This is a genomic window from Kribbella sp. NPDC050281 (genome assembly GCF_040655855.1).
Lineage (GTDB): Bacteria > Actinomycetota > Actinomycetes > Propionibacteriales > Kribbellaceae > Kribbella.
In genome coordinates, this window is sequence record NZ_JBFAKS010000002.1 from 182,425 (window position 1) to 204,539 (window position 22,115).

A 22,115-nucleotide genomic window follows, 5' to 3' on the forward strand; every position below is an offset into this window, starting at 1 on the left:
GGTCAGCTGCGGAGGTGGAGGCGGCGGGCGGCTTCGGCGATGGAGCCGGTGATGGAGGGGTAGACGGTGAAGGACTGGGCGACCTGATCGACAGTGAGGCGGGTGCCGACGGCCAGTGAGATCGGGTGGATGAGCTCACTGGCCCGTGGCGCGACGACGACGCCGCCGACCACGATGCCGGTGTTCGGCAGGCAGAACAGCTTCACGAAACCGTCCCGGACGCCCTGCATCTTGGCCCTGGCGTTGTCGGCCAGCGGCACCTTCACGACCATCGCCGTACTGCCGCCGGCGTCGAAGACCGCCTGGGTCAGGCCGACCGTGGCGATCTCGGGCGCGGTGAAGACGTTGGACGACACGGTCGACTGGTCCAGCGGGGAGACCGCATCGCCAAGCGCGTGCGACATGGCGATCCGGCCCTGCATCGCGGCGACCGAGGCGAGCATGAGTACGCCGGTGCAGTCGCCGGCCGCGTAGACGCCACGGGCCGTCGTCCGGGACACCCGGTCGACCGTGACGAAGCCGCCGTCGCCGAGCGACACGCCCGACTCGACCAGTCCCATGTCGTCGGTGTTCGGCAGCGATCCGACCGCGAGCAACGCGTGCGAACCCTCCACCGTCCGGCCGTCGGTCAGGGTCACCACGACGCCGTCGCCGTGCCGCTTGACCGACTCGGCCCGGGACTTGCCCAGCACGGTCAGCCCGCGCCGCTTGAACACGTCCTCCAGTACGGCGGCCGCGTCGGCGTCCTCACCGGGGAGCACCCGGTCCCGGGACGACACCAGGACGACGTCGCTCCCGAGGGCGTCGTACGCGCTGGCGAACTCCGCGCCGGTGACGCCGGAACCGACCACGATCAGTCGCTCCGGCAACTCCTCGAGCTCGTAGACCTGCTCCCAGGTCAGGATCCGCTCGCCGTCCGGCTCCGAGCCCTTCAGGATGCGCGGCCTTGCACCAGTGGCGATCAGGACGACGTCCGCGTCCAGCCGTTCGTTGCCGACGACCACGGTCTCGGGGCCGTCCAGGCGGCCGCGGCCCTTGATCACCCGGATCTTGTCGCGCTCCAGCCGGCGCTCGATGCCCTTGCCCTGGGCCGTCGCCAGCGCCTTCACGCGCTGGTTGACGACGGACAGATCGACCCGCACCGAGTTCGCCGGATCCTCGTCGCCATCGTCCAGCCGGACGCCCAGTTCGCCGGCCTCCTCCACCTCGGTCATCACCTCGGCGGTGGCGATCAGCGTCTTGCTCGGGACTGCGTCGGTGAGCACGCCGGATCCGCCGATCCCGTCGGAATCGACAAGTGTCACCTCCGCCCCCAGTTGGGCAGCCGCACTGGCCGCTTCGTACCCGCCGGGACCGCCTCCGATGATCACAACTCGCGCCACGGGAGGCCATTGTTCCGTATCCTGTGTCGTCGTGACCCTGTACGCCGCGTTTGCGTCGAATCTGGACCCGAACCTGATGGCCGAGCGGTGCCCGTACTCGCCCCTGCGCGGGACCGGCTGGATCACCGGCTGGCGCCTCACCTTCGGCGGCGAGGAGCTGGGCTGGGAGGGCGCCATGGCCACCGTCGTCGAGGACCCGGCCGACCCGGCCAACCAGGTCTTCGTGGCGCTGTACGACATCCACCCCAAGGACGTCGAGCGACTGGACGAGTGGGAGGCGATCGACCAGGGCATCTACCGCAAGATCCAGGTCCGGGTGCAGACCCTGGACGGCGAGCAACTGGCCTGGATGTATGTCCTGAACGCCTACGAGGGCGGCCTGCCGTCCGCCCGCTACCTGGGCATCCTCGCCGAGGCGGCCGAGGCCGCGGGCGCCCCGGACGACTACGTCGCCGACCTCCGCGCCCGCCCCTGCCAGTCGTCCGGCCATTAGGCCGGGACCGCCAGGCTCGACCCCGGAGCGCCGTACGCCGGTTATCGTGCGGTGGTGACCGTCAACGATGACCTCAGGGCAGCCGCCGAAGCCTGGCTGAGCGAAGATCCCGACCCCGACACGCGCGCCGAACTGCGGCAGTTGCTGGCCGACGGCTCCGCCGAGGCCGGCGACGAGCTGGCCGACCGCTTCGCCGGCACCCTCGAGTTCGGTACGGCGGGGCTCCGCGGCGCCGTCGCCGCGGGACCGAACCGGATGAACCGGGTCGTCGTGATCCGCGCTGCCGCCGGCCTCTGCGCCTACCTGAAGGACAAGGGCCGCACCGACGGCCCGGTCCTGATCGGGTACGACGCCCGCCACAAGTCCGACGTGTTCGCGCAGGACACGGCGGCCGTGGTCCGGGGTGCCGGCCTGGACGCCGTCCTGCTGGACCAGCACACGCCGACGCCGGTGGTTGCCTTCGGAATCAAGCATCTCAAGGCCGTGGCCGGTGTCGTCGTCACCGCGTCGCACAACCCGCCGCAGGACAACGGCTACAAGGTCTACCTGGGTGACGGCTCGCAGATCGTGCCGCCCGCGGACGCGGAGATCGCGGCGGCCATCGCGGCGGTCGGCCGGCTGGACTCGGTGCCGCGAGGAGACGACTGGCAGACCATCGGCGACGAGCTCCTGAACGCCTACCTCGACCGCATCGCCAAGCTGGTGCCGGCCGACGCACCCCGGGAGCTGAAGGTCGCCTACACGCCACTCCACGGCGTCGGACGGACCCTGGCCGAGGACGCGATCGCCCGCGCCGGGTTCGCCGCACCGGCGGTGGTGGCGGCGCAGGCGGACCCGGATCCGGACTTCCCGACCGTGTCGTTCCCGAACCCGGAGGAGCCGGGAGCGATCGACGCCGCCCTGGAGCTGGCCCGGGCCGTGGACGCGGACATCGCGGTGGCCAACGATCCCGATGCCGACCGGTGTGCGGTCGCCGTACCCGATCCGGCGGCCGACGGCGGCTGGCGGATGCTGCGCGGGGACGAGCTCGGCGCGCTGCTCGGTGAGTTCCTGCTGTCGCCGCGGCCCGATGGGGTCGCCGCGTGCTCGATCGTCTCGTCGTCGCTGCTGGGCAAGATCGCCGCGTCGTACGGCGTCCGGTACGTCGAGACGCTGACCGGGTTCAAGTGGATCGGGCGGGTCCCGGAGCTCGTCTTCGGTTACGAGGAGGCGCTCGGGTACTGCGTGGATCCGACCGCCGTGAAGGACAAGGACGGGATCTCGACACTGATCCGGGTCCTGCACATGGCCGCCGCGGCGAAGGCCGAGGGGCGCACTCTGCTGGATCTGCTGGACGATCTGGCGCTCGGGTACGGCCTGCACGCCACGGACCAACTGTCCGTGCGGGTCGAGGACCTGTCGCTGATCGGCGCCGCGATGGAGCGGCTGCGAGCCGTCCCGCCCACGTCGCTGGGCAGGTACACGGTCGAGCGGATCGACGATCTGAGCCAGGGCTCGGAGACGCTCCCGCCGACTGACGGGCTTCGCTACACGCTGTCCGAGGGAGCTCGGGTGGTGGTGCGGCCGTCGGGTACGGAGCCGAAGCTGAAGTGCTACCTGGAAGTGGTCGTGCCGGTGGCGGATTCGGATGTCTCGAGCGCTCGGAGCCAGGCAGCGAAGAACCTGACCGGCATCAAGCAGGCGCTCTCCACCGCACTGGGGCTGTAGAACGCGTGAGTGGTCAGCCGCTGGAGCGGAGCTTCAGCGGCTGACGGACCAGAACACCTGGCGGGTGGTTCCGGGGCAGGTCAGCGAGCCGCAGCCGCGGCGTCGGCCTCTTCGGCGCGCAGCGAGCTCTGCAGCGACGAGTGCAGGATCCGCAGCGTGCTGGTCGACTGCATCAGCGCGTCGCGCTCGTCCGGGTTCCGGTTGGCGAGGTTGGCGATCTCGTTGATGCTCGCCTCGATCCGGGCGATCCGGTCGGCGACCGAACCCTCCTGGCTGCTGGCCTTGCGGATCGCGTCGGACGTGACCGTCCAGACGTCCTCCTTGTCGTTGGTCCGCCGGGACATGTCGACCATCTGGCTCAGTGCGGCCAGGTCGTGGTCGACCTGGGTCCGCTCCACCGGCACGGTGATCCCGGCGGTCGCCTGACGAAGCCGGGTGACATGACCGGACAGCTCCGACCAGGTGCTCCTGCCGCTCTTGATCTTGTCCAGCACCTTGGCGTACTCGGTGTTGAACTCGTCGTAGTTCACTGTCCTTGACTCCTGCCGTGAGACTGCTCGACCAGAACTGTAAGGCGTGCGGACCCGAAACAAGTAACCACACGATCGCAGATCGTGCACGTCTCGGCAAAACGCAACAGCCGCCCGGTACGCCAACGCGTACCAGGCGGCCGGGTTACGTTCCACTGCAGGCTACGGCACAGTTTGGTCAGGCGACCGTCCCCGGAGGCGGTGTTCCGAGCGGTCTTTCCGGTTCAGGGTGCGAGTTTCTCGCCGAGGAAGCGCAGCTGCTCGGGCAGCATCCGGCGCCAGTAGCCACCGGTGTGCGCACCGGCCTGTTGCCCACCGGCGGCGTGCAACTCCCGGCGCAGGCCCCCCGCAGCGCCGGCGAAGGGGTCGTCCCGGCCACAATCGATGCGCACGGCAACATTCTCGAGAGGACGGCCGAAGACCTGGTGCTGCTCGAAGTCGTCTGCCCCGTCGAACGCGCCGTCCGCCACGTCTTCGTCGTACCGACGCCACAACGCGGGGCTCATCGCACCGATGGCGACCGCGGATCGTCCGCCCCACAGCAGCGCGCCGTACCCACCCATCGACCAGCCGAGTACGCCGACCCGGTCGACGTGCAGTCCGCGTTTCGCCAGCAGAGGCAGGAATTCCGCGGACAGCATCCGCAGTGGATCGTCCCCGGTGGCGCGCGGATGCCAGTAGTTGTCCCGTCCCCCGTCCACGGTCGCCACCGCGAACGGCGGCGTACCGGACCGCATCGCCGCGGTCAGGTAGCGGTCCATCCCGAGATCGCCGATCGCGGACGTGTGATCCCCACCGCGCCCATGCAGCGCCAGTACGACGGGCAGTTCCGCGGACGACTCGTGTGGGCGGATGATGCTGTAGCCCACCGTCGTACGCCGGGCAGCGGACTCGAACGTCCCGGACTCCACCGGGCCGGGCGGCACATCGGGTACGACGCCGTCCGGGCCGCTCAGCCCGAGGACGTCGTGCACCTTCGCGCGGCCCGGGATCGCACCGGTCTCCAGACCCGCGACCGCTGCGACGCCGGTGATCGTGGCGGCGGCGCCGGTACGCAGCAGGACGCGGCGTGACAGCAACGGCATCGGAACGCCGACGGTCAGCGGAAGAAGGCGGCCACGACGGCGATGGCCGCGAGCACACCGGCGATGGTCAGCTCCGGCTGGGCCCAGGTGGTCACCACCTCGCCGTCGGACTGTCCGGAGTACTGGCTCATGTAGGTCTCGATCCGGCCGACCACGAAGTCGGCGCGGGAGATCGAGCTGTCGGCCGCCAGCTTGCGCCCGCCGACCCGCTGCTTCCTGAGATCGCGCATGACGAGTTGGACGCCGGGAGCACGCAGCCGGTTGTCGGCAGTGTGCACGCGCAGGATGTCGGCGACGTCGACGCCGGTCACCTTCGCCCATGGGATCTGATGGTCGCGCAGGTGATTACGCAGCAGCAGGTGCTCGGGGCTGAGGGTGACCGACGGCCGGATCAGACCGACGTACGCCAGCACCATCAGGATGCCGATCACACTGCCGACCAGTACGCCGGTGGCGGTCCGCCACTCCAGCACGATGTCGAGCAGGCCGATCGCGCCGATCACCATCACCACCACCCCGGTGATCCGGTTCGACGCGGACAGGTACTGCTCGCTCTCGGAGGACTTCGACTTCACCCGCACAAACTAACCGGCGACCGGTAGCAGGCATAGGACCAGTACGTCCCCACGGCTGACGCTGGCTGTCCGGATCCGCACTAGACTGCCGAAGTGACCACACTCGACAGCGGCGTCGACTCCTTGGCCGACGTGACCTCGTCCGAGGACCGGCTGCGCCGGTTCCTGCTCGGCCTGCCGGGCGTCGACCAGGTCGGCGCCGAGGCCAGGGCCGCCACTCTGAGCACGCGGTCGATCAAGACCACCGCCAAGGCGTACGCGCTGGACCTGGCCATCCGGATGATCGACCTGACCACGCTGGAGGGTCAGGACACCCCGGGCAAGGTGCGGGCGCTGTGCGCGAAGGCGATGCGGCCGGACCCGGCCGACTCGACCGCCCCGCAGGTCGCCGCGGTGTGCGTCTACCCGGACCTGGTGGCCACGGCCAAGCACGAACTGCGCGGCTCCGGCATCAACGTCGCGAGTGTCGCAACCGCCTTCCCCAGTGGGCGTTCCAGCCTGCCGATCAAGATCCAGGACACCAAGGACGCGGTCGCGGCCGGCGCCGACGAGGTCGACATGGTGATCGACCGCGGTGCCTTCCTGTCCGGACGGTACGGCCTGGTCTTCGACGAGATCGCCGCGATCCGTGAGGCGGCCGGCGACGCGCATCTGAAGGTGATCCTGGAGACCGGTGAGCTGGTCACCTACGACAACGTCCGGCGCGCGTCCTGGCTGGCGATGCTGGCCGGCGCGGACTTCATCAAGACCTCCACCGGGAAGGTGTCCCCCGCGGCCACCCTGCCGGTGACGCTGGTGATGCTGGAGGCGGTCCGCGACTACCACGAGTCCACCGGCCTGCACATCGGCGTCAAGCCGGCCGGCGGCATCCGGACCGCGAAGGACGCGATCAAGTACCTGGTCACGGTCAACGAGACCGCCGGACCGGACTGGCTGGACCCGGAGCTGTTCCGCTTCGGGGCGTCCAGCCTGCTGAACGACCTGCTGATGCAACGCACCAAGCTGGCCACCGGGCACTACCCCGGACCCGACTACTTCACGCTGGACTGAGGCATGAGCAGATTCGAGTACGCACCGGCCCCGGAATCCCGGGCCATCGTCGACATCAAGTCGTCGTACGGGCTGTTCGTCAACGGCCAGTTCGTCGAGGCGACGGACGGCAAGCCGTTCAAGACCGTCAGCCCGTCGTCGGAGGAGGTGCTCGCGGAGATCAGCGAGGCCGGACCGGCGGACGTCGACAAGGCGGTCAAGGCGGCCCGGAAGGCGTTCGAGAAGGTCTGGGGCCCGATGTCCGGCAAGGACCGGGCGAAGTACCTGTTCCGGATCGCCCGGCTGATCCAGGAGCGCGCCCGCGAGCTGGCGGTGCTGGAGTCACTGGACAACGGCAAGCCGATCCGCGAGTCGCGTGACGTCGACATCCCGCTGGTGGCCGCGCACTTCTTCTACTACGCGGGCTGGGCGGACAAGCTCGAGTACGCCGGAGTCGGCGAGGACCCGCAGCCGTGGGGTGTCGCGGGCCAGGTGATCCCGTGGAACTTCCCGATGCTGATGCTGGCGTGGAAGATCGCACCGGCCCTGGCCGCGGGCAACACCGTCATTCTCAAGCCGGCCGAGACCACCCCGCTGACCGCGCTCGCGTTCGCGGAGATCTGCCAGCAGGCCGACCTGCCGCCGGGCGTGGTGAACATCGTCACCGGCGCCGGCCGCACCGGTCAGGCCCTGGTCGAGCACCCGGACGTCGACAAGGTCGCGTTCACCGGATCCACCGCGGTCGGCCGCGCGATCGCCAAGTCGGTCGCGGGCTCGGACAAGGCGGTGACGCTGGAGCTCGGCGGCAAGGCGGCGAACATCGTCTTCGAGGACGCGCCGATCGACCAGACCATCGAGGGCATCGTCAACGGCATCTTCTTCAACCAGGGCCACGTCTGCTGCGCGGGATCGCGGCTGCTGGTCCAGGAGAGCGTGTACGACGAGGTGCTGTCGCGGCTGAAGCGCCGGATGGGCACGCTGCGCGTCGGCGACCCGCTGGACAAGAACACCGACATCGGCGCGATCAACTCCGCCGCCCAGCTGGCCAAGATCCGCGAGCTGTCCCAGATCGGCGAGGACGAGGGCGCCGAGCGCTGGTCGCCGGAGTGCGAGCTGCCGGCCGAGGGGTACTGGTTCCCGCCGACCGTCTTCACCGGCGTGTCCCAGGCGCACCGGATCGCCCGCGAGGAGATCTTCGGCCCGGTGCTGTCGGTGCTGACGTTCCGCACCCCGGCCGAGGCCGTCGAGAAGGCGAACAACACCCCGTTCGGGCTGTCCGCCGGGATCTGGACCGACAAGGGCTCCCGGATCCTCTGGATGGCCAACCAGCTGCGCGCCGGCGTGGTCTGGGCCAACACGTTCAACCGCTTCGACCCGACCTCGCCGTTCGGCGGCTACAAGGAGTCGGGCTACGGCCGCGAGGGCGGCCGCCACGGTCTGGAGGCCTACCTTGCCCACTAAGGACAGCACCCGTCTGGAAGTGCGCAAGACATACAAGCTCTACATCGGCGGCGCCTTCCCCCGCAGCGAATCCGGCCGGTCGTACGTGGTGAACAATGCCAAGGGCAAGTTCCTGGCGAACGCGTCGCAGGCCTCCCGCAAGGACGCCCGGGACGCGGTCGTCGCGGCCCGCAAGGCGTTCGGCGGCTGGTCCGGCCGCACGGCGTACAACCGCGGGCAGGTGCTCTACCGGATCGCCGAGGTGATGGAGGGCCGGCACGAGCAGTTCAGCTCGGAGGTCGCACTGTCGGAAGGCTTGTCGATCAGCAAGGCCCGTGCCGTCGTGGACGCCTCGATCGACCGCTGGGTCTGGTACGCCGGCTGGGCCGACAAGCTCGCCCAGGTGGTCGGCTCGAGCAACCCGGTGGCCGGCCCGTACTTCGACTTCTCGTTGCCCGAGGCAACCGGTGTGGTCGCGGTGCTGGCGCCGCAGGAGTCCAGTCTGCTCGGCCTGACCAGTGTGATCGCGCCGGCGATCGTCTCCGGCAACACGGTGGTCGCGGTGTCGTCGTACGAGCGTCCGCTGCCGGCGGTGACGCTGGGCGAGGTGATGGCGACGTCCGACGTACCGGGTGGCGTGGTCAACATCCTCACCGGTTCCGCCTCCGAGGTCGGACCGTGGCTGGCGTCGCACATGGACGTGAACGCGATCGACCTGTGCGGCATCGAGGACCCGGACGAGGCCCGCGACCTGGAGGCCGCGTCGGCCGAGAACCTCAAGCGGGTACGGCGTCCGGCCGAGGAGGACTGGACCGAGTCCCCCGGGCTGTCGCGGCTCACGCAGTACCTGGAACTGAAGACCGTCTGGCACCCGATCGGCCTGTAAATCGGTCCCGTCCGAGCCGGATGCGTCGTACAGTCGCCGCATGCTTCAGTCTGGTGACAAGGTCGCGATCGTCTCACCGTCTCGTGGGTTGCCGGAGATCTTTCCGGGACCCTACGAGCTCGGTCTGCGGCGGCTGCGCGACGACTTCGACCTGATCCCGGTCGAGTACCCGACGACCCGCGTCCTCGGCGCCACTCCCGAGGAGCGGGCGGCGGATCTGCACGCGGCTTGGTCGGATCCGTCGATCCGCGCGGTGATCGCGACCATCGGCGGCGAGGACCAGATCACTGTGCTGAAGCACCTCGATCCGGCGGTGTTCCAGGCGGACCCTAAGCCGTTCTTCGGGTACAGCGACAACACGAACCTGCTCAACTTCCTGTATTCACTGGGTTTGCCGGCCTTCCACGGCGGCAGTGTGATGGTGCAGTTCGGCCGCGGCGGCGCGATGCACCCGGACACGGAGCGCTCGTTGCGCGCCGCCCTCTTCACCCCGGGCGAGTTCGAGCTGACCCCGGCCGAGGGCTGGACGGATCACGACCACGACTGGAACGTTCCCGCCAATCTGGAGACCGAGCCACCGCTGTTCCCCGGCACAGGCTGGACCTGGCAGGGCTCGCAGCCCGTCAGCGGGCGGTTGTGGGGCGGCTGCCTCGAGATCCTCGACTGGCAACTGTCCGTCAACCGCTGGATGCTGCCGACGGACTCCTACAGCGGCGTCCTCTTCCTGGAGACCAGCGAGGAGATGCCGAGTTCCGAGACCGTCTACCGGATCCTTCGCAACTTCGGGGAACGCGGTCTGCTCGAACGGTTCGACGCCGTCCTCTGGGGCCGCCCGAAGTCCTGGTCGATAGAGAACCACAGCACGCCGGAGGAGTCCGTCGCCTACGTCACCGGCCAATACCTTGCCGTCGACCGCGCGTTCGCGGAGTACAACCCGTCCGCGGTCATCGTGAAGGGCCTCGACATCGGGCACACCGACCCGGCGCAGATCCTCCCGTACGGCGGTCAGGCGCGGGTCGACCCGGTCAACCAGCGGATCACCGTCACGTACTAGCGCGCACCTCGGTGCGGGTGAGCGCGGGATTGGGGTCGGGGTAGCAGGCGACCGGGGCCGTGATGGAGATGAACTTCCACTTGATCTTGGCCTGCAGGGTCAGGCCCGGGTCGTCGTAGCTGGTGCCCTTGAGTCTGGTCTCGATGACCGTACCGGCGCTGCCCGCCTGCAGCCGGACCGCGAGAGTCGGCAACTGATAGCTCGCCCCGCCCGAGATCGGGCCCGGGACCTTGACGACCGCGACGCGGCCGTCGAGCTGGACGGTCGGCGTCGAGTTCAGGCCGGATCCGCCGGTGAGCCGGGAACTGACGTACGACGAGTTGGCCGGGATCGGCACGCGCAGGGACAGATCGCGCACCTCCTGAAGCTTGAAGCCCTTGACCTCACCCGGCAGCCAGCCGGGCTTGAGGTCGACAGTGATGGCGAACCGAGCATTCGGCCGGACGGTCGCCGGTGCCTTCGCATCGACGCCCTGCCGCAACGACAGCAGCTGCCGGCCGAACTTGGTGTCCGCCCGGCAGGCATAGCTGGCGGTCGGCGCTGCCTCGGCACCGGTGGCGAGCAGCAACGGGAGTACGGCGACACCGAGAACCATCACACTGCGGTGAGTAGCCATACGACTACCCTAAGCAGCCAATGGCGAGATCGAACCTCGCGTCTCACTGACCGAACAGGAACCAGCCGCCCACTCCGGCCAGCACGAACACCACCGGCAGCGAGAGCAGGAACCACGCCCGGTTGCGGCGCCGGCGTCGTACCGGCGGATCGGTCGCGACCGTCGTCGGCAGCTTGTCGTCGATGGCGATGCTCGTCGGCTCCATCGCCCGGAACGGCGCCTCCTGCTCGAGCCGGTACGCCTCCGCCTCCAACCGCTCGGCGAGCGCATCGGCGCGCTCCCAGCGATCGGTGACCCGGTACGCGAGCGCTCGCCCGAGGACATCGTCGAGCTGGCCTACGGCGTCGTGCAGCAGCGATTGGAGGCTGGGTGGCGTCAGATCCGGATCGCGGTTGACCACCTCGCCGATCGAGGACGAAGAGTACGGCGGATGCCCCGTGATCAGCGCATAGGTCACCGCACCGACTGCGTAAATGTCCGCCCGCTCGTCGAACCCACCGTCCCCGCGCCCTTGCTCAGGCGCCATGTACGACGGCGTACCGACGGCCTGGGTCAGACCGGATGCCTCTGCCGCACGCTTGGCCAGACCGAGGTCGGCCAGGACGATCCGATGTGTACCTCCGCCACCGGATTCGCCACTCTGGTTCGGCCGGAGCAGAAGGTTCGCCGGGGTGACATCGCGATGGACGACACCCTCGCTGTGCAAGGCGGCGACGGCCCGGGCCAGGTCGGCGCCCCACCACACGGCATCGACGACATCCAGCGGCCCATGCCGCAGTACGTCGCCCAGTGAGCCACCGCCGATGTAGTCCATCACGAAGTACGGGCGTCCGTCCGGGAGCCGGCCGAGGTCGAAGACCCGGACCACCCGGTCGCTGGCGATCCGCCGCATCAGCCGCGCCTCGGACAGGAACCGCTCGCGGACGTCGGCGCGCGATGCCCAGTTGTCGGCGAGGACCTTGACGGCCACGTCCACGTCGAGGTCGTCGTCGTACCCACGCCAGACGGTCGCGAACGCGCCCGCACCGATTTTGTCCTGCAGCCGGTACCTGCCGATGACATCCATCCCGGCTATTGTCGTGCACGGCTGGTTTGTCCGGCCAACACCACCCTGGGGGAGCATGAACGAGGATCTGGAACAACTCGCTGCGCGCGCCGCGGCCGGGGACCAGAGCGTGCTTCCGACCATCCTGGCGGCGATCCGCCCGCAGGTGCAGCGGCGGGTGGCCAAGTTCCTGCCGTACCACGAGGACGCCGAGGAGGCGGCCCAGGACACCTTGCTCCAGGTGGCCAACAAGATCCACACCTTCAAGGGCACCGGCAGCTTCGTCGGCTGGGTCACCGTCGTGGCCACCAACCAGGCCCGGCAGACCTACCGGTCGCTGAAGCGACGCTCGGTCGAGCAGTCCGCCGAGCTCATGCCCGAGTCGGCCGATCCGCGCACCACCTCGGTGATCGCCGGCTCCCGGCTGGATCTGCTGGAAGCCCTTGAATCCCTGGAGTCCAGCCACCCGCAACTCGTCCAGCCCCTGATCCTGCGCGACCTCGGCTCCCTCACGTACGCCGAGATCGCCGTCGAGCTCGACGTACCGCTGGGCACCGTCAAAGCCCGGATCCACCAGGCGCGTAAGGCCGTCGCGGAGCGCCTCACCGTCAGCTGACCAGCCGGCCCTGCGATCGCCGCGCGGCCGAAAGGTCAGCCGAAGGTACGCCGGACCGCGAGCGCCCGGCGCAGGTCGTCCAGGAAGTTGGCCGTCTGCCGCCGGACCGAGGAGACCACGGACTCGTCGGCGATGAGCTGCTCGGCCGGCTCGACCAGGCTCTCGTCGATCGCGAACCTCGGCGCGATCCGGCGCGCGGTCAGCCCGATCACCATCCCGGCCCGGATGGCATCCGTGCCCGCGATGTCGGTGAAGTAGCGCCGCACGTACGGCGCCGTGATCGCGGCCTGCCCCGGATGCCAGAAGCCGTCGGCCGCGGCGAGCAGTTCCTTCACGCCGATCGCCGGGTCGGTCATGATCCGCGTCCAGGCCGCCTCCTTGCCGGCGGGCAGGGCGGCCCGGCAGCGGGCGGCGTGGTTGACGCCCTCGGTCGACGTGTCGCGCGCCAGCTCGGCGTCGATCTCCGCGGCGCCGAACGCGTCCAGCTGGACGAGCCGCAGTACGAGCTCCCAGCGGAGATCCTGGTCGAGCTCCAGACCGGCCGGAGTCTCGACGCCGTCCAGCCAGGACTTCAGCAGCTCAGCGTCGTCGGTGGTCGCGACGAAGCCGCGTACGGTCGCGAGCTGCAGGCTGCTCCCCGGCTCGACGGTCGCCAGCTTCGCAGCCAGGGCATCCGCGACGGGACCGCGCGACTCGTCGTACGGGAGGTAGACGCCGAGCACGTGCTCCTCCAGCCAGCGCACCAACGAGCCGACGGCGATGTCGCTGTCCTCGTCCTTGATCGCGGTGACGAACAGGTCGAGTGCCTGCCGCGGATCGAGCTCGGCGTCGGCGGTGGAGTCGCGGATCGAGTTCCAGATCACCGCGCGGGTGGTGCCGTCGGCGATCTTCGGCAGGACCGCGGGCAGGTTGGCCAGACTCGTGGAGTCGAGACGGATCTTCGCCCACGTGTCGTCGTTCGCGTCCGGCACGATCACGGCGTACTCGTTGCTCAGCGCAACTTCCACGCTGTCCTGGTCCAGCATCACGTCCACGATCGTGGCCGCGCCACTGGCGTCGTACCCACCGACGCTTAGCTTGTGCGGGCGGCGCGAACCGTCCGGGCTCTTGCGGTGCAGGACGACGCCGTCGGCGGTGCGCTCGATCGAGATGGTGTCCAGGCCGGACGTCCGCAGCCACTGCTCCGACCAGTTGGCCAGGTCCTGCGCGCCGGCCTCGGTCAGCTTCGCGATGAACTCGGCCAGGTCGGCGTTGCCGTACTCGTGCGCCTCCAGGTGCGCGTTCACACCCTTCAGGAACACGTCGTCGCCGAGGTACTTCGCCAGTTGCTTGAGCACCGCGGCGCCCTTGGCGTACGAGATCCCGTCGAAGTCGTCGAGCGACTCCCGGGCGTTCTTCAGGCTGTCCGGCGCGACCGGGTGGGTCGAGCTGCTCTGGTCCGTGCGCAGGCCCCACCACTTGCGGACGAAGGCGAAGTCGGTCCAGTTGCCGCCGTGGCTGGTGGCGTCCTCCGCGACCCGGTGCGCCATGTACTCCGCGAACGACTCGTTCAGCCACATGTCGTTCCACCACTGCATGGTGACCAGGTCGCCGAACCACATGTGCGCCATCTCGTGGTCGACGATCCGGGCCCGGGTACTGCGTTCCGCCTCGGTCACCGGGCCGCGGAACACCAGGTGGTCGGCGAACGTCACGCAGCCCGGGTTCTCCATCGCGCCGAGGTTGAAGTCCGGCACGAACGCCTGCCAGTACTCACCGAACGGGTACCGCTGCCGGAACATCCGGTGGTACTCGTCGAACGCTTCGCCGGTGGTCCGGAACAGGTCCTCGGCCTCCCGGTCCAGGTGCTCCTTCAGCGTCTGCCGGCAGGCCAGCCCGAGTGGGATCCCGTCGTGCTCGCTGCGGATCAGGTGGTACGGCCCGGCGAGGATCGTGACGAAGTACGTCGACAGCGGCCTCGTCTCGGCCAGCCGCCACTCCCCCGGGCCGACCTGCGTCGCCGCACCGTTGCCCAGGACAACCCAGTCCTCGGGGCACTTCACAGTGATCGTGTACGGCGCCTTGAGATCCGGCTGGTCGAAACACGGGAAGTACCGCGGCGCCGACTCGAGCGACGACATGCCGTAGGTGTAGACCTTGCCGTCGGCGGCGTCGACGCTGCGCTGCAGGCCCTCGCCGTCCGCGGAGTACTTCAGCTCGGCCGTCACCACGAGCTCGTTCTCGTCCCGCAGATCGGTCAGTGGAAAGCGCCCCTCGGCCAGCAGACCGACGTCCAGCGCCGTGCCGTTCAGCTCCACCGCGAGCAATTGCTCGGGCTTCACGTCGACCCAGCTCGTGCCGGTCCCGGCCGCGAACAGGATCCGGCTGGTCGTCACGAACGTGTCGCCGGGTCCGGTCAGGTCGAACTCGACCCGATACGACCGCACGGCAAGGTCCGTCGCCCGTTGCCGGGCCTCTTCCACTGTCAAAGCGCGCATATGTGCACGCTATCCGAGAGCCGTACTACGGACCCGTCAGTTTCCCCCGCACCAGCTTGGCCCTAGCCCGGTCGCGCTCGTCGAGCGCCTGGTTGTCCGCCATGGTCTCCAGGACTTGGAGCAGTCGCGGGTTGGGCGTCCCATCGGCCGGTACGGCGGCTGCGGCGAGGAGCGCGGTCGCGCGTACGTCGGCGTCCGTGGTGTCTTCGAGGATCGTCGCGATCAGGTCCGCATCTTCGGCCTCGGCCAGGCTGGTCAGGACGTTGAGCGCACTCAGGTGGTCGAAGGCAGCACGCAGTTCTTCATCGGCCTCCATCGGCGGCGCGGACAGCACGTTGCGCGCGACCTGACGGACGTCTTGGGCGAGCGGCTCGAGCGGATTCCCACCGCTCAACCGCGTGTAGGAGGCGGCCACCTGATACATGTTCAAGGCCCTGCAGACCGTGGAGATGTTGTCGCTGTGCAGCAGCGCGCTGAACGCCTGCAGGGGGATGCCAACCTCGTCCGCACTCATACGCGCACGCTAGCGGCCGCGTGCAGGTGGGTGGCCAGGAGGTGGGCGGATGCGGGTGCGTTCGCGGCATAGCAGAGCAGGTGCTGGCGGGTGGACCAGGAGTCCTGCAGCGGGCAGATCTCGACGGCCGTGTTCGTATCGACGGCCCGGCGGGGAACGATCGCGAGACCGGCGCCCGCGGTGGCGAGAGTGATCAGGGTGTGCAGTGTCGGGACGAGAGTGCGGAAGCGGGGCGCGGGGGCGTGCGGACCGAGGCGGTCATCCATCCACTGCGTCAGCGGCGAGCGGCGGTCCAGACCAACCAGCGGGTGCTCGGCGACTTCGGCGTACGCGATCGAGGCGCGGCCGGAGAGGACGCCGCCGGCCTGGCCGATCACTACGAGCGAGTCGTCGGCGAGCGGCTCGGTCCGGAGCGGGGTGGGTTCGTCGTCCAGGATTACGCCGAGATCGGCCTCACCGGCGGCCAGCAGGCGCACGCTGCGGATCGTGCGGCGTTCGCTGACGTTCACGTCGTACTCCGGATGGTCGCGCAGGAACGTGGCGAGCGCGGCGGGGACGAGTTGGTGCATCGCGGAACCACCGGCGACCAGGCGGATCGGCGCCGAACCAGAGACGGCGTACGACGCGACGGCGCTGTCCAGACGGGTGGTCTCGGCCAGGACCTCGCGGGCGTGCCGGGCGAGCGTCGCGCCCGCCGGGGTGAGCCGGACGCCGCGGCGCTCGCGGATGAGCAGCGGTACGCCGGCTTGCGCTTCGAGGGCCCTGACCCGCGCGCTGGCCGAAGGCAGACTCAGGTGCATCAGCCGGGCTCCGCCGGTGATCGAGCCTTCCGCTGCAACGTGTGTGAACAGCCTGAGGTCGTCCAAGTCGTACCGCATGACCCCAGCCTACGTCTCAGCCTGAGGCTGGCTACGGGGATCGCGCATTGTGGAGTGCCCGCCGAGCCGTGATCCTCGAAGGGTGCTGATGATCCTCCTGGCCGGTGTCGCCGCCGGCGCTCTCAATGCCGTCGGCGGTGGTGGGGGCTTCGTCGCACTCTCCGCACTGGTCGCGACCGGCATGCCCCCAGTCACCGCGAACGCGACCACGACCGTCGCTTTGCTGCCCGGGAACGCCACCAGCGCCTGGGTCTACCGGCGGGAGCTGGAGGCCTTCGCGCGACCGTCCACGCTCGGGCTGACGCTGGCCAGCGTGGCCGGTGGGGCGATCGGCGCGGGGTTGCTGCTGGTGTTGCCGTCGGAGTCGTTCGATGCGGCGGTGCCGTGGCTGCTCGCGTTCGCGACGATCGTGCTCGCGTTCGGACGGCGGCTGACCCGGGCGCTCCGGCTCGGCGCCCCGGGACCGGCCGCGATCCTGGCGGGCCAGTTCCTGCTGTCGATCTATGGCGGGTACTTCGGTGGCGCGGTCGGGCTGATGATGCTGGCGTTCTGGACCGCCACCACAACGCTCGACCCGGCTCGCGGAAATCCCCTGCGCGTCATCCAGGTGGCGGCCGTCTACCTCACGGCGACCGTCATCTTCCTCTTCGCCGCCGACGTTCTGGATCAGCCGATTCGCCTTGTGGCTCTGCTGATCGGGGCCGTCGTCGGTGGGTACGCTGGTGCGCATCTGGTCCGGCGACTGCCCGCATCGTTGCTCAAGGCCCTCGTTCGCACGACCGCGGTGGCGATGACCGCGGTGTTCTTCGTGCGGGCGGCCCGATGAACCGGGCGCAGCTCGCGATGGCCTGTCAGGCGTGCGAGGTGGCCGACCTGGCCCGGTCGGCGGTCACTCTCACGAGCCCGGCCGAGGCTCGAACTCAGGCTGAACTCGTGGTGGCGGCAGCCCAACGGCTGCTGGCGGCCGCGTCCCGGTTGGCCGAGCCGGCGCCGTACCCTCCAGCCGACGCTCTCCAGCTGTTCGCGTACGAGCACCCGGAGGAAGCCGCCGCGGATGTCGCGGACTGGCTGCGCTCCTCGGGCTGAGCTACCTCGTCCCGGGTTCGCGCCCGAGCTGGTCTCCTCGCCTTTGCTGGTCTCCTCGCCGTTGCTGGTCTCGCTCGCGACCGAGGTAGAGGCCTGTGGCCGTCGACACGCTCGTGAGCAGCCACACCGCGACTCCGGCATCGTCGGCCACACCAATGATCGGCAACAACTCGGGAAGGATGTCGATCGGCGAGATCAGATACACCAGCGCCAACACCCACAAGGCCATCCGGCTCTTGGGCAGGTCCGGATACGCCCCCTGCCGCGCGGCCCGCAACAGCCGCGGCAACGCAGCCGCCCGCTCGAACACGCTCCCCACCGGCTCCGGTTCTCCCCGAGCCGCCCGACGCCGTCGTACCGCACGGCGCCGTACCACTCCCAGCCCGGCCACCACCGCGCCGACGATCACGAGGCCGACCCCGAACCCGGCCGCGGGCACGCCAACCACATCGGCGTCCCGGAACACCAGCGTCCCGATCCCGATCAACCCGAGCAGCCCGCCAAACCACACCATCCACCCAGGCTAGAGGACGAGGGGGACCGCCAGGCCATCACAACTGCGTGTGAGGCCACGGCGTCACGCCTGGCCGCCGCCGATCGGCGCGATTGTGATGGCCTGGCGGTCCGGGCCTCAGTCCACCAGGTCTTCGACGATCGTGGTCATGCGGTCGACGGGGATGGCGAAGCCGATGCCGATGTTGCCGGAGCGGTTGGCGCCGAGGGTGGCGATGGCGGTGTTGACGCCGACCACCTGGCCGGCGGCGTTCACGAGCGGGCCGCCGGAGTTGCCGGGGTTGATGGCGGCGTCGGTCTGGATGGCCGACTGGCGGTTGCCGTTGTCGCCGAAGCGTGCCTGCCGGTCGACCGCGCTGACGATGCCCGCCGTCACCGTTCCTTCCAGGCCGAGCGGTGAGCCGACGGCCAGCACCGGGTCGCCGACCCGCAGTTGTGCGGACCGGCCGAGCGTGAGCGCGCGCAGGCCCTCGGCATCCGCGGCCGAGACCTGGAGTACGGCGAGGTCGTTGTCCGCGTCGGAACCGATGACGTCGGCGTCGACCCGGCGGCCGTTCGACAGGACCAGGGATACATCGCTCGCTCCTTCCACCACATGCGCGTTGGTGACCACGTGCCCCTCCTGGTCGATCGCGAACCCGGACCCGGTCGCGCGCCCGGCACGCACCGACACCACACCAGGCAACACACTCGCCGCCGCGGCCGAGATCGACCCCTGCGCAGCCGCGGGCGGTGCCGCCGCCTGCGGCAGGTCGATCGCCGCCGGGTCGGGGTCCCGCGAGCCGGTCACCGCGCCGGCGAGCCCGCCCGCCACGATCGACATCGCGACGGTGGCAACCAGGATCCCGGCGCGGCGTCCGGACCTCGCGGTAGGACTAGGGACCGTCACCCCGGCCGGAGGTGCCGCCGCCGGAGAGGGGGGTGCCGACGCAGCGGCAACCGGGGTGACGGGGAAGGTGGGTGGTGCAGTGGGTGGGGGTGTGACAGGTGGTGGGCCGGGGTAGTAGTGGGGGCCTCGGAAGGGGTGGCCCAGGTGTGGGGGCATGGTGGCTCCTCAGGGGAGGCGCGAGAACCAGAGGAGGGACGCCAGAGCGGCCAGGAGGGCCGCGGCCAGGGCGATTCCCGCCACCAGGTTGGTGATCTCGCGTGGTTCGGTGGTCCAGCCGATCGACGACTGGAGGTCGGAGTACACGTCGCGCAACTGCTCGTCGCTCTCGGCGGCATAGAACGACCCGCTGGTCGCATCAGCGAGCCCCTGCAACGACTCCGTGTCAGCAGGGACCGGGATGTCGCGCCCTTCGAGGTTCACAGTGCCTTCAGGCGTCCCGTACGCGATCGTCGAGACCGGTACGCCGGCCTGCGCCGCGGCATCGGCCGCCTCGTCGATCGGCCGCCCAGCAGTGTTCCCACCATCGGACAGCAACACGATCCGGCTCGGCGGCGGATCATCCGGGTCGATCGACCGAACCGCCTGCAGGCTGGTCAGCACGGCCTCCCCGATCGCCGTACTGTCGCTCAGCTCCAGACCATTGATCGCATCAACCGTCGCCTGGTGGTTCGTGCTCGGCGTCGCCACCACGGTCGCGGTCCGCGCAAACGACACCAACCCGACGTTGAACTTCTCCGGCAGGTCCTGGACGAACTGGACCGCCGCCTGCTTCGCCACCTCGAACCGGTTGGGCGCGACATCAGTGGCCGCCATCGAGTTGGACACGTCCATCGCGACCAGCACAGTGGCCCGCTCCCGCGGAACCCGTACGTCGGCCACCGGACGCGCGATCGCGATCGTCAGCACAGTCAACGCGGCCAGGAAAGCCGCAGCCGGTGCATGCCGGCGCCAACCAGGCCGCACAGGCGCGACCTTCTCCAGCATCGGCAGTGTCGCGAACCGGACGGCGTACTTGCTGCGGCGGCGCTGGGCAATCAGGTAGGCGGCGATCAGCGCCCCCACCAGCACCAGCAGCCAGAGCCACAGCGGTTGCTCGAATCTCATCGGATACCGGTCCTCCCGGTCGGGTGCCGCCGGATACTCGACCGGCGGCGAGCGGTGGCGAAGGCGGCGACAGCACGGACCCAGTCGGTGTCGGTCCGCAGCACGAGGTGTGCGGCACCGGCGGCCCGGATCGCCTGGGTGGTCTGGGCGCGGTGGGCGGTCATCGCATCGGCGTACCGCCGGCGGAGTTTGCGGCTGCCGGTCTGGACCTCGCGCCGCCGGCCCGTCTCGGGATCGACCAGGGTGAGCAGTCCGACCTCGGGTAGTTCGAGCTCGCGCGGATCCAGGACCTCGACGGCGATCACCTCATGCCGTGCCGACAGCCGCCGCAGCGGATCGGCCCAGCCGTCGTCGTGGAAGTCGGACACAACCACTCGCAGCCCAGGTCGAGGATGCTCGCGGTTCAGCCGGGTGATCGCGCGGCCGAGGTCGGTCCGCGGGAACTCCCCAGGAGTTGCTCTGGGCAACGACAGCAGCGACCGTAACGAGCGGCGGAGCTGGACCGAACCGGCCGCTGCGGGGAGCCGGCGTACTTCGTTGCCGATCGCAACACGGACGCCGAGCCGGTTGCCGGGACCGTCGGCCAGCAGCCCGACCGCCCCGACGATCGCGATGGCGAGGTCGCGCTTCTCGCTGAGCGCCGTACCGAAGTCCATGCTGGCCGACGCATCCAGCAGTGCCCAGGTCTCCAGCTCACGTTCGGCCAGCGGCGCGCGGACGTGCGGCTCCAGCGAACGCGCGGTGACATTCCAGTCCATCCGGCGTACGTCGTCCTGACCGGCTTGGTACGGCCTGGCCTCGTTGGGCTCGCTGCCGGGACCGCTGCGCAGACCGGTGATCTCGCCGTGCAGGAACCCTTCCAGCTTCCGCTTCACCGTCAACTCGAGCGCCCGCAAAGCGCGCTCCCGCCCAGCCAGCAGATCAGGACTGGTGCTCATGCCGCTGACCCCTGCGCGTCATCGGCCGGCACCACGTGCGGCTGCTCGATGGTGTGCAGGATGCGCGACACGACCGCCCGCGGATCGACCCCGTCCGCGAGCGCGTCGAAGGTGAGCACCAGCCGATGGGCCATCACGTCAAGCGCAACGTCGTACACGTCGGCCGGCAGGACGTAGTCCCGCCCACGCAGCAACGCCAATGCCCGACCCGCCGCGACCAGACCGAGCGTGGCCCGAGGGCTGGCTCCGAACTCCAGTACGCCGCTCAGGTCGTGGATCCCGTACTGCTGGGGTGCCCGGGTCGCATGCACCAGGCGTACGACGTACTCCGCCACGGCATTGTGGACGAAGACGTCTTCCGTTGCCTCCTGCAACTGGGCGACCTGCTCCGGGCTGAGCACCGCGTTGGCGTGCGGCCGGTGCGCGCTCATCCGCTGCAGGATGGTGAGCTCCTCGAGCGGGCTCGGATAGTCCACCGTGATCTTCAGCAGGAACCGGTCCCGCTGCGCCTCGGGCAGTGCGTAGACACCGTCGGACTCGATCGGGTTCTGGGTCGCGAGGACGAGGAACGGTTCGGGCAGCCGGTAGCTGGTGCCGCCGATGCTGACCTGCTGCTCGGCCATCGCCTCCAGCAAGGCGGACTGCACCTTGGCCGGCGCGCGGTTGATCTCGTCGGCGAGCACCAGGTTGGCGAACACCGGGCCGAGCTCGGTGTCGAAGGCCTCGGTCGACGGCCGCCAGATCCGCGTGCCCATGATGTCGCCGGGCACCAGGTCCGGGGTGAACTGCAGCCGGGCGAACCGGCCGCCGATCACCTCTGCCAGCGTCCGCACGGCGAGCGTCTTCGCGACGCCCGGCACACCTTCCAGCAGGCAGTGCCCACGGGCCAGCAGCCCGACCAGCATCCGTTCGACCAGGTGGTCCTGCCCGACGACGACCTTCTTCACTTCGAACAGCGCGTGCTCGAGATTGGCCGCGGTCATGCGTTCCCGGCCGGGTTCTGCTCAGGCTGCGACGGCTGCGACGGCTGGTTCTGGCCCTGACCGCCGCCGCTCTTCTCCGGGCAGTCCTCCCGCGTCCCGTTCTGCTGCGGCGACGGGGTGGTGGCGTCGTCCTCCACGGTCACATACCCCTGCTCGGGTGCCGGGTCGTTGCCGGCCGCGTACGCGATCCCGCCGACGCCGAGTGCCGCCACGGCGACCGCCGTACCGAGGATGAGCCGTTTGCCAGGGATGTTCATGGAAACTCCTTCGCTCGA

24 protein-coding genes are annotated in these 22,115 nt (G+C 69.8%); 9 read left to right on the forward strand and 15 right to left on the reverse strand.

All coding sequences use genetic code 11. The features are described 5' to 3' along the window. Positions 1 to 2: 2 nt before the first annotated feature. Positions 3 to 1,382, reverse strand: coding sequence for an NAD(P)H-quinone dehydrogenase (locus AB0I34_RS03425; RefSeq protein ID WP_360438633.1), 1,380 nt, complete (start codon positions 1,380 to 1,382; stop codon positions 3 to 5). Positions 1,383 to 1,413: 31 nt separating this feature from the next. Here AB0I34_RS03425 and AB0I34_RS03430 point away from each other — a divergent pair, with 31 nt between their 5' ends. Then, positions 1,414 to 1,875 (forward strand): gamma-glutamylcyclotransferase, encoded by a 462-nt coding sequence (locus tag AB0I34_RS03430; protein WP_131352789.1) that lies wholly within the window; start codon positions 1,414 to 1,416, stop codon positions 1,873 to 1,875. Positions 1,876 to 1,926: 51 nt separating this feature from the next. Then, complete coding sequence (locus AB0I34_RS03435) at positions 1,927 to 3,582, forward strand: phospho-sugar mutase (RefSeq protein WP_360438637.1); 1,656 nt, start codon at positions 1,927 to 1,929, stop codon at positions 3,580 to 3,582. An 80-nt stretch (positions 3,583 to 3,662) separates the two neighbouring features. Here AB0I34_RS03435 and AB0I34_RS03440 read toward each other — a convergent pair whose 3' ends face one another. The 3 genes from AB0I34_RS03440 to AB0I34_RS03450 all read right to left on the reverse strand — a co-directional run bounded on the left by AB0I34_RS03440 (position 3,663) and on the right by AB0I34_RS03450 (position 5,772). Continuing rightward, positions 3,663 to 4,112 (reverse strand): hypothetical protein, encoded by a 450-nt coding sequence (locus tag AB0I34_RS03440; protein WP_360438640.1) that lies wholly within the window; start codon positions 4,110 to 4,112, stop codon positions 3,663 to 3,665. 224 nt (positions 4,113 to 4,336) lie between these two features. Continuing rightward, positions 4,337 to 5,197, reverse strand: a complete 861-nt coding sequence (locus tag AB0I34_RS03445; protein WP_360438643.1) for an alpha/beta hydrolase-fold protein — start codon at positions 5,195 to 5,197, stop codon at positions 4,337 to 4,339. A 14-nt stretch (positions 5,198 to 5,211) separates the two neighbouring features. Further along, positions 5,212 to 5,772, reverse strand: coding sequence for a PH domain-containing protein (locus tag AB0I34_RS03450; protein WP_360438646.1), 561 nt, complete (start codon positions 5,770 to 5,772; stop codon positions 5,212 to 5,214). Between the two features lie 93 nt (positions 5,773 to 5,865). On the opposite strand from AB0I34_RS03450, the gene deoC reads away from it, so the two are divergent. From deoC to AB0I34_RS03470, 4 genes are read left to right on the forward strand one after another with little or no spacing between them, the layout of a single operon-like run. Beyond that, a complete protein-coding gene (gene deoC, locus AB0I34_RS03455) occupies positions 5,866 to 6,822 on the forward strand; it encodes a deoxyribose-phosphate aldolase (RefSeq protein ID WP_360438649.1) in 957 nt (318 codons plus the stop codon). Between the two features lie 3 nt (positions 6,823 to 6,825). Continuing rightward, positions 6,826 to 8,262, forward strand: coding sequence for an aldehyde dehydrogenase family protein (locus tag AB0I34_RS03460; protein WP_360438652.1), 1,437 nt, complete (start codon positions 6,826 to 6,828; stop codon positions 8,260 to 8,262). A gap of 19 nt (positions 8,263 to 8,281) precedes the next feature. Next, on the forward strand, positions 8,282 to 9,127 hold the full coding sequence (locus AB0I34_RS03465; RefSeq protein ID WP_360438655.1) for an aldehyde dehydrogenase family protein: 846 nt from the start codon (positions 8,282 to 8,284) through the stop codon (positions 9,125 to 9,127). A gap of 40 nt (positions 9,128 to 9,167) precedes the next feature. Then, entirely contained in the window at positions 9,168 to 10,181 is a 1,014-nt protein-coding gene (locus AB0I34_RS03470) for a S66 peptidase family protein (protein ID WP_360438658.1), read from the forward strand. Here AB0I34_RS03470 and AB0I34_RS03475 read toward each other — a convergent pair. Next, positions 10,171 to 10,797, reverse strand: coding sequence for a hypothetical protein (locus AB0I34_RS03475; protein ID WP_360438661.1), 627 nt, complete (start codon positions 10,795 to 10,797; stop codon positions 10,171 to 10,173). The genes AB0I34_RS03470 and AB0I34_RS03475 overlap by 11 nt on opposite strands. 43 nt (positions 10,798 to 10,840) lie before the next feature. Beyond that, positions 10,841 to 11,863, reverse strand: coding sequence for a serine/threonine-protein kinase (locus AB0I34_RS03480; RefSeq protein ID WP_360438664.1), 1,023 nt, complete (start codon positions 11,861 to 11,863; stop codon positions 10,841 to 10,843). A gap of 55 nt (positions 11,864 to 11,918) precedes the next feature. Between AB0I34_RS03480 and AB0I34_RS03485 the strand changes: the two genes are divergently transcribed. Continuing rightward, positions 11,919 to 12,458, forward strand: coding sequence for an RNA polymerase sigma factor (locus AB0I34_RS03485; RefSeq protein WP_360438667.1), 540 nt, complete (start codon positions 11,919 to 11,921; stop codon positions 12,456 to 12,458). Positions 12,459 to 12,493: 35 nt separating this feature from the next. Here the strand turns inward: AB0I34_RS03485 and pepN are convergent, their stop codons facing one another. From pepN to AB0I34_RS03500, 3 genes are read right to left on the reverse strand one after another with little or no spacing between them, the layout of a single operon-like run. Next, positions 12,494 to 14,935 carry an aminopeptidase N gene (pepN, locus tag AB0I34_RS03490; RefSeq protein ID WP_360438670.1) on the reverse strand — a complete coding sequence of 814 codons (2,442 nt, stop codon included), beginning with the start codon at positions 14,933 to 14,935 and terminating at the stop codon, positions 12,494 to 12,496. 25 nt (positions 14,936 to 14,960) lie between these two features. Continuing rightward, positions 14,961 to 15,449, reverse strand: a complete 489-nt coding sequence (locus AB0I34_RS03495) for a hypothetical protein (RefSeq protein WP_360438673.1) — start codon at positions 15,447 to 15,449, stop codon at positions 14,961 to 14,963. Further along, positions 15,446 to 16,327: a LysR family transcriptional regulator gene (locus AB0I34_RS03500; protein ID WP_360438676.1), complete on the reverse strand. Its 882-nt coding sequence runs from the start codon at positions 16,325 to 16,327 to the stop codon at positions 15,446 to 15,448. Before AB0I34_RS03500 ends, AB0I34_RS03495 begins: the two co-directional genes overlap by 4 nt. 88 nt (positions 16,328 to 16,415) lie before the next feature. Between AB0I34_RS03500 and AB0I34_RS03505 the strand changes: the two genes are divergently transcribed. Together AB0I34_RS03505 and AB0I34_RS03510 are read left to right on the forward strand one after the other, a co-directional pair. Continuing rightward, on the forward strand, positions 16,416 to 17,153 hold the full coding sequence (locus AB0I34_RS03505; protein ID WP_360439124.1) for a sulfite exporter TauE/SafE family protein: 738 nt from the start codon (positions 16,416 to 16,418) through the stop codon (positions 17,151 to 17,153). Continuing rightward, entirely contained in the window at positions 17,150 to 17,413 is a 264-nt protein-coding gene (locus tag AB0I34_RS03510; protein ID WP_360438679.1) for a hypothetical protein, read from the forward strand. Before AB0I34_RS03505 ends, AB0I34_RS03510 begins: the two co-directional genes overlap by 4 nt. Position 17,414: 1 nt before the next feature. Here AB0I34_RS03510 and AB0I34_RS03515 read toward each other — a convergent pair whose 3' ends face one another. From AB0I34_RS03515 to AB0I34_RS03540, 6 genes are all read right to left on the reverse strand, one after another. Next, positions 17,415 to 17,927 (reverse strand): YkvA family protein, encoded by a 513-nt coding sequence (locus tag AB0I34_RS03515; RefSeq protein ID WP_360438682.1) that lies wholly within the window; start codon positions 17,925 to 17,927, stop codon positions 17,415 to 17,417. A gap of 117 nt (positions 17,928 to 18,044) precedes the next feature. Then, positions 18,045 to 18,749 (reverse strand): trypsin-like peptidase domain-containing protein, encoded by a 705-nt coding sequence (locus AB0I34_RS03520; protein ID WP_360438685.1) that lies wholly within the window; start codon positions 18,747 to 18,749, stop codon positions 18,045 to 18,047. A gap of 231 nt (positions 18,750 to 18,980) precedes the next feature. Further along, a complete protein-coding gene (locus AB0I34_RS03525; RefSeq protein ID WP_360438688.1) occupies positions 18,981 to 19,919 on the reverse strand; it encodes a VWA domain-containing protein in 939 nt (312 codons plus the stop codon). Then, on the reverse strand, positions 19,916 to 20,857 hold the full coding sequence (locus AB0I34_RS03530) for a DUF58 domain-containing protein (RefSeq protein WP_360438691.1): 942 nt from the start codon (positions 20,855 to 20,857) through the stop codon (positions 19,916 to 19,918). The genes AB0I34_RS03525 and AB0I34_RS03530 overlap by 4 nt, the downstream gene beginning before the upstream one ends. Then, positions 20,854 to 21,840: a MoxR family ATPase gene (locus AB0I34_RS03535; protein WP_360438694.1), complete on the reverse strand. Its 987-nt coding sequence runs from the start codon at positions 21,838 to 21,840 to the stop codon at positions 20,854 to 20,856. Before AB0I34_RS03535 ends, AB0I34_RS03530 begins: the two co-directional genes overlap by 4 nt. Further along, positions 21,837 to 22,097: a hypothetical protein gene (locus AB0I34_RS03540; protein ID WP_360438697.1), complete on the reverse strand. Its 261-nt coding sequence runs from the start codon at positions 22,095 to 22,097 to the stop codon at positions 21,837 to 21,839. Before AB0I34_RS03540 ends, AB0I34_RS03535 begins: the two co-directional genes overlap by 4 nt. Positions 22,098 to 22,115: the final 18 nt, after the last annotated feature.

Coding starts and splice junctions, on each gene's coding strand:
- AB0I34_RS03445 (WP_360438643.1), bottom strand. CDS start 5,197: ATGCCGTTGCTGTCACGCCGCGTCCTGCTGCGTACCGGCGCCGCCGCC.
- AB0I34_RS03460 (WP_360438652.1), top strand. CDS start 6,826: ATGAGCAGATTCGAGTACGCACCGGCCCCGGAATCCCGGGCCATCGTC.
- AB0I34_RS03470 (WP_360438658.1), top strand. CDS start 9,168: ATGCTTCAGTCTGGTGACAAGGTCGCGATCGTCTCACCGTCTCGTGGG.
- AB0I34_RS03475 (WP_360438661.1), bottom strand. CDS start 10,797: ATGGCTACTCACCGCAGTGTGATGGTTCTCGGTGTCGCCGTACTCCCG.
- AB0I34_RS03480 (WP_360438664.1), bottom strand. CDS start 11,863: ATGGATGTCATCGGCAGGTACCGGCTGCAGGACAAAATCGGTGCGGGC.
- AB0I34_RS03485 (WP_360438667.1), top strand. CDS start 11,919: ATGAACGAGGATCTGGAACAACTCGCTGCGCGCGCCGCGGCCGGGGAC.
- pepN (WP_360438670.1), bottom strand. CDS start 14,935: ATGCGCGCTTTGACAGTGGAAGAGGCCCGGCAACGGGCGACGGACCTT.
- AB0I34_RS03495 (WP_360438673.1), bottom strand. CDS start 15,449: ATGAGTGCGGACGAGGTTGGCATCCCCCTGCAGGCGTTCAGCGCGCTG.
- AB0I34_RS03500 (WP_360438676.1), bottom strand. CDS start 16,327: ATGCGGTACGACTTGGACGACCTCAGGCTGTTCACACACGTTGCAGCG.
- AB0I34_RS03505 (WP_360439124.1), top strand. CDS start 16,416: ATGATCCTCCTGGCCGGTGTCGCCGCCGGCGCTCTCAATGCCGTCGGC.
- AB0I34_RS03510 (WP_360438679.1), top strand. CDS start 17,150: ATGAACCGGGCGCAGCTCGCGATGGCCTGTCAGGCGTGCGAGGTGGCC.
- AB0I34_RS03515 (WP_360438682.1), bottom strand. CDS start 17,927: ATGGTGTGGTTTGGCGGGCTGCTCGGGTTGATCGGGATCGGGACGCTG.
- AB0I34_RS03520 (WP_360438685.1), bottom strand. CDS start 18,749: ATGTCGATCGTGGCGGGCGGGCTCGCCGGCGCGGTGACCGGCTCGCGG.
- AB0I34_RS03525 (WP_360438688.1), bottom strand. CDS start 19,919: ATGAGATTCGAGCAACCGCTGTGGCTCTGGCTGCTGGTGCTGGTGGGG.
- AB0I34_RS03530 (WP_360438691.1), bottom strand. CDS start 20,857: ATGAGCACCAGTCCTGATCTGCTGGCTGGGCGGGAGCGCGCTTTGCGG.
- AB0I34_RS03535 (WP_360438694.1), bottom strand. CDS start 21,840: ATGACCGCGGCCAATCTCGAGCACGCGCTGTTCGAAGTGAAGAAGGTC.
- AB0I34_RS03540 (WP_360438697.1), bottom strand. CDS start 22,097: ATGAACATCCCTGGCAAACGGCTCATCCTCGGTACGGCGGTCGCCGTG.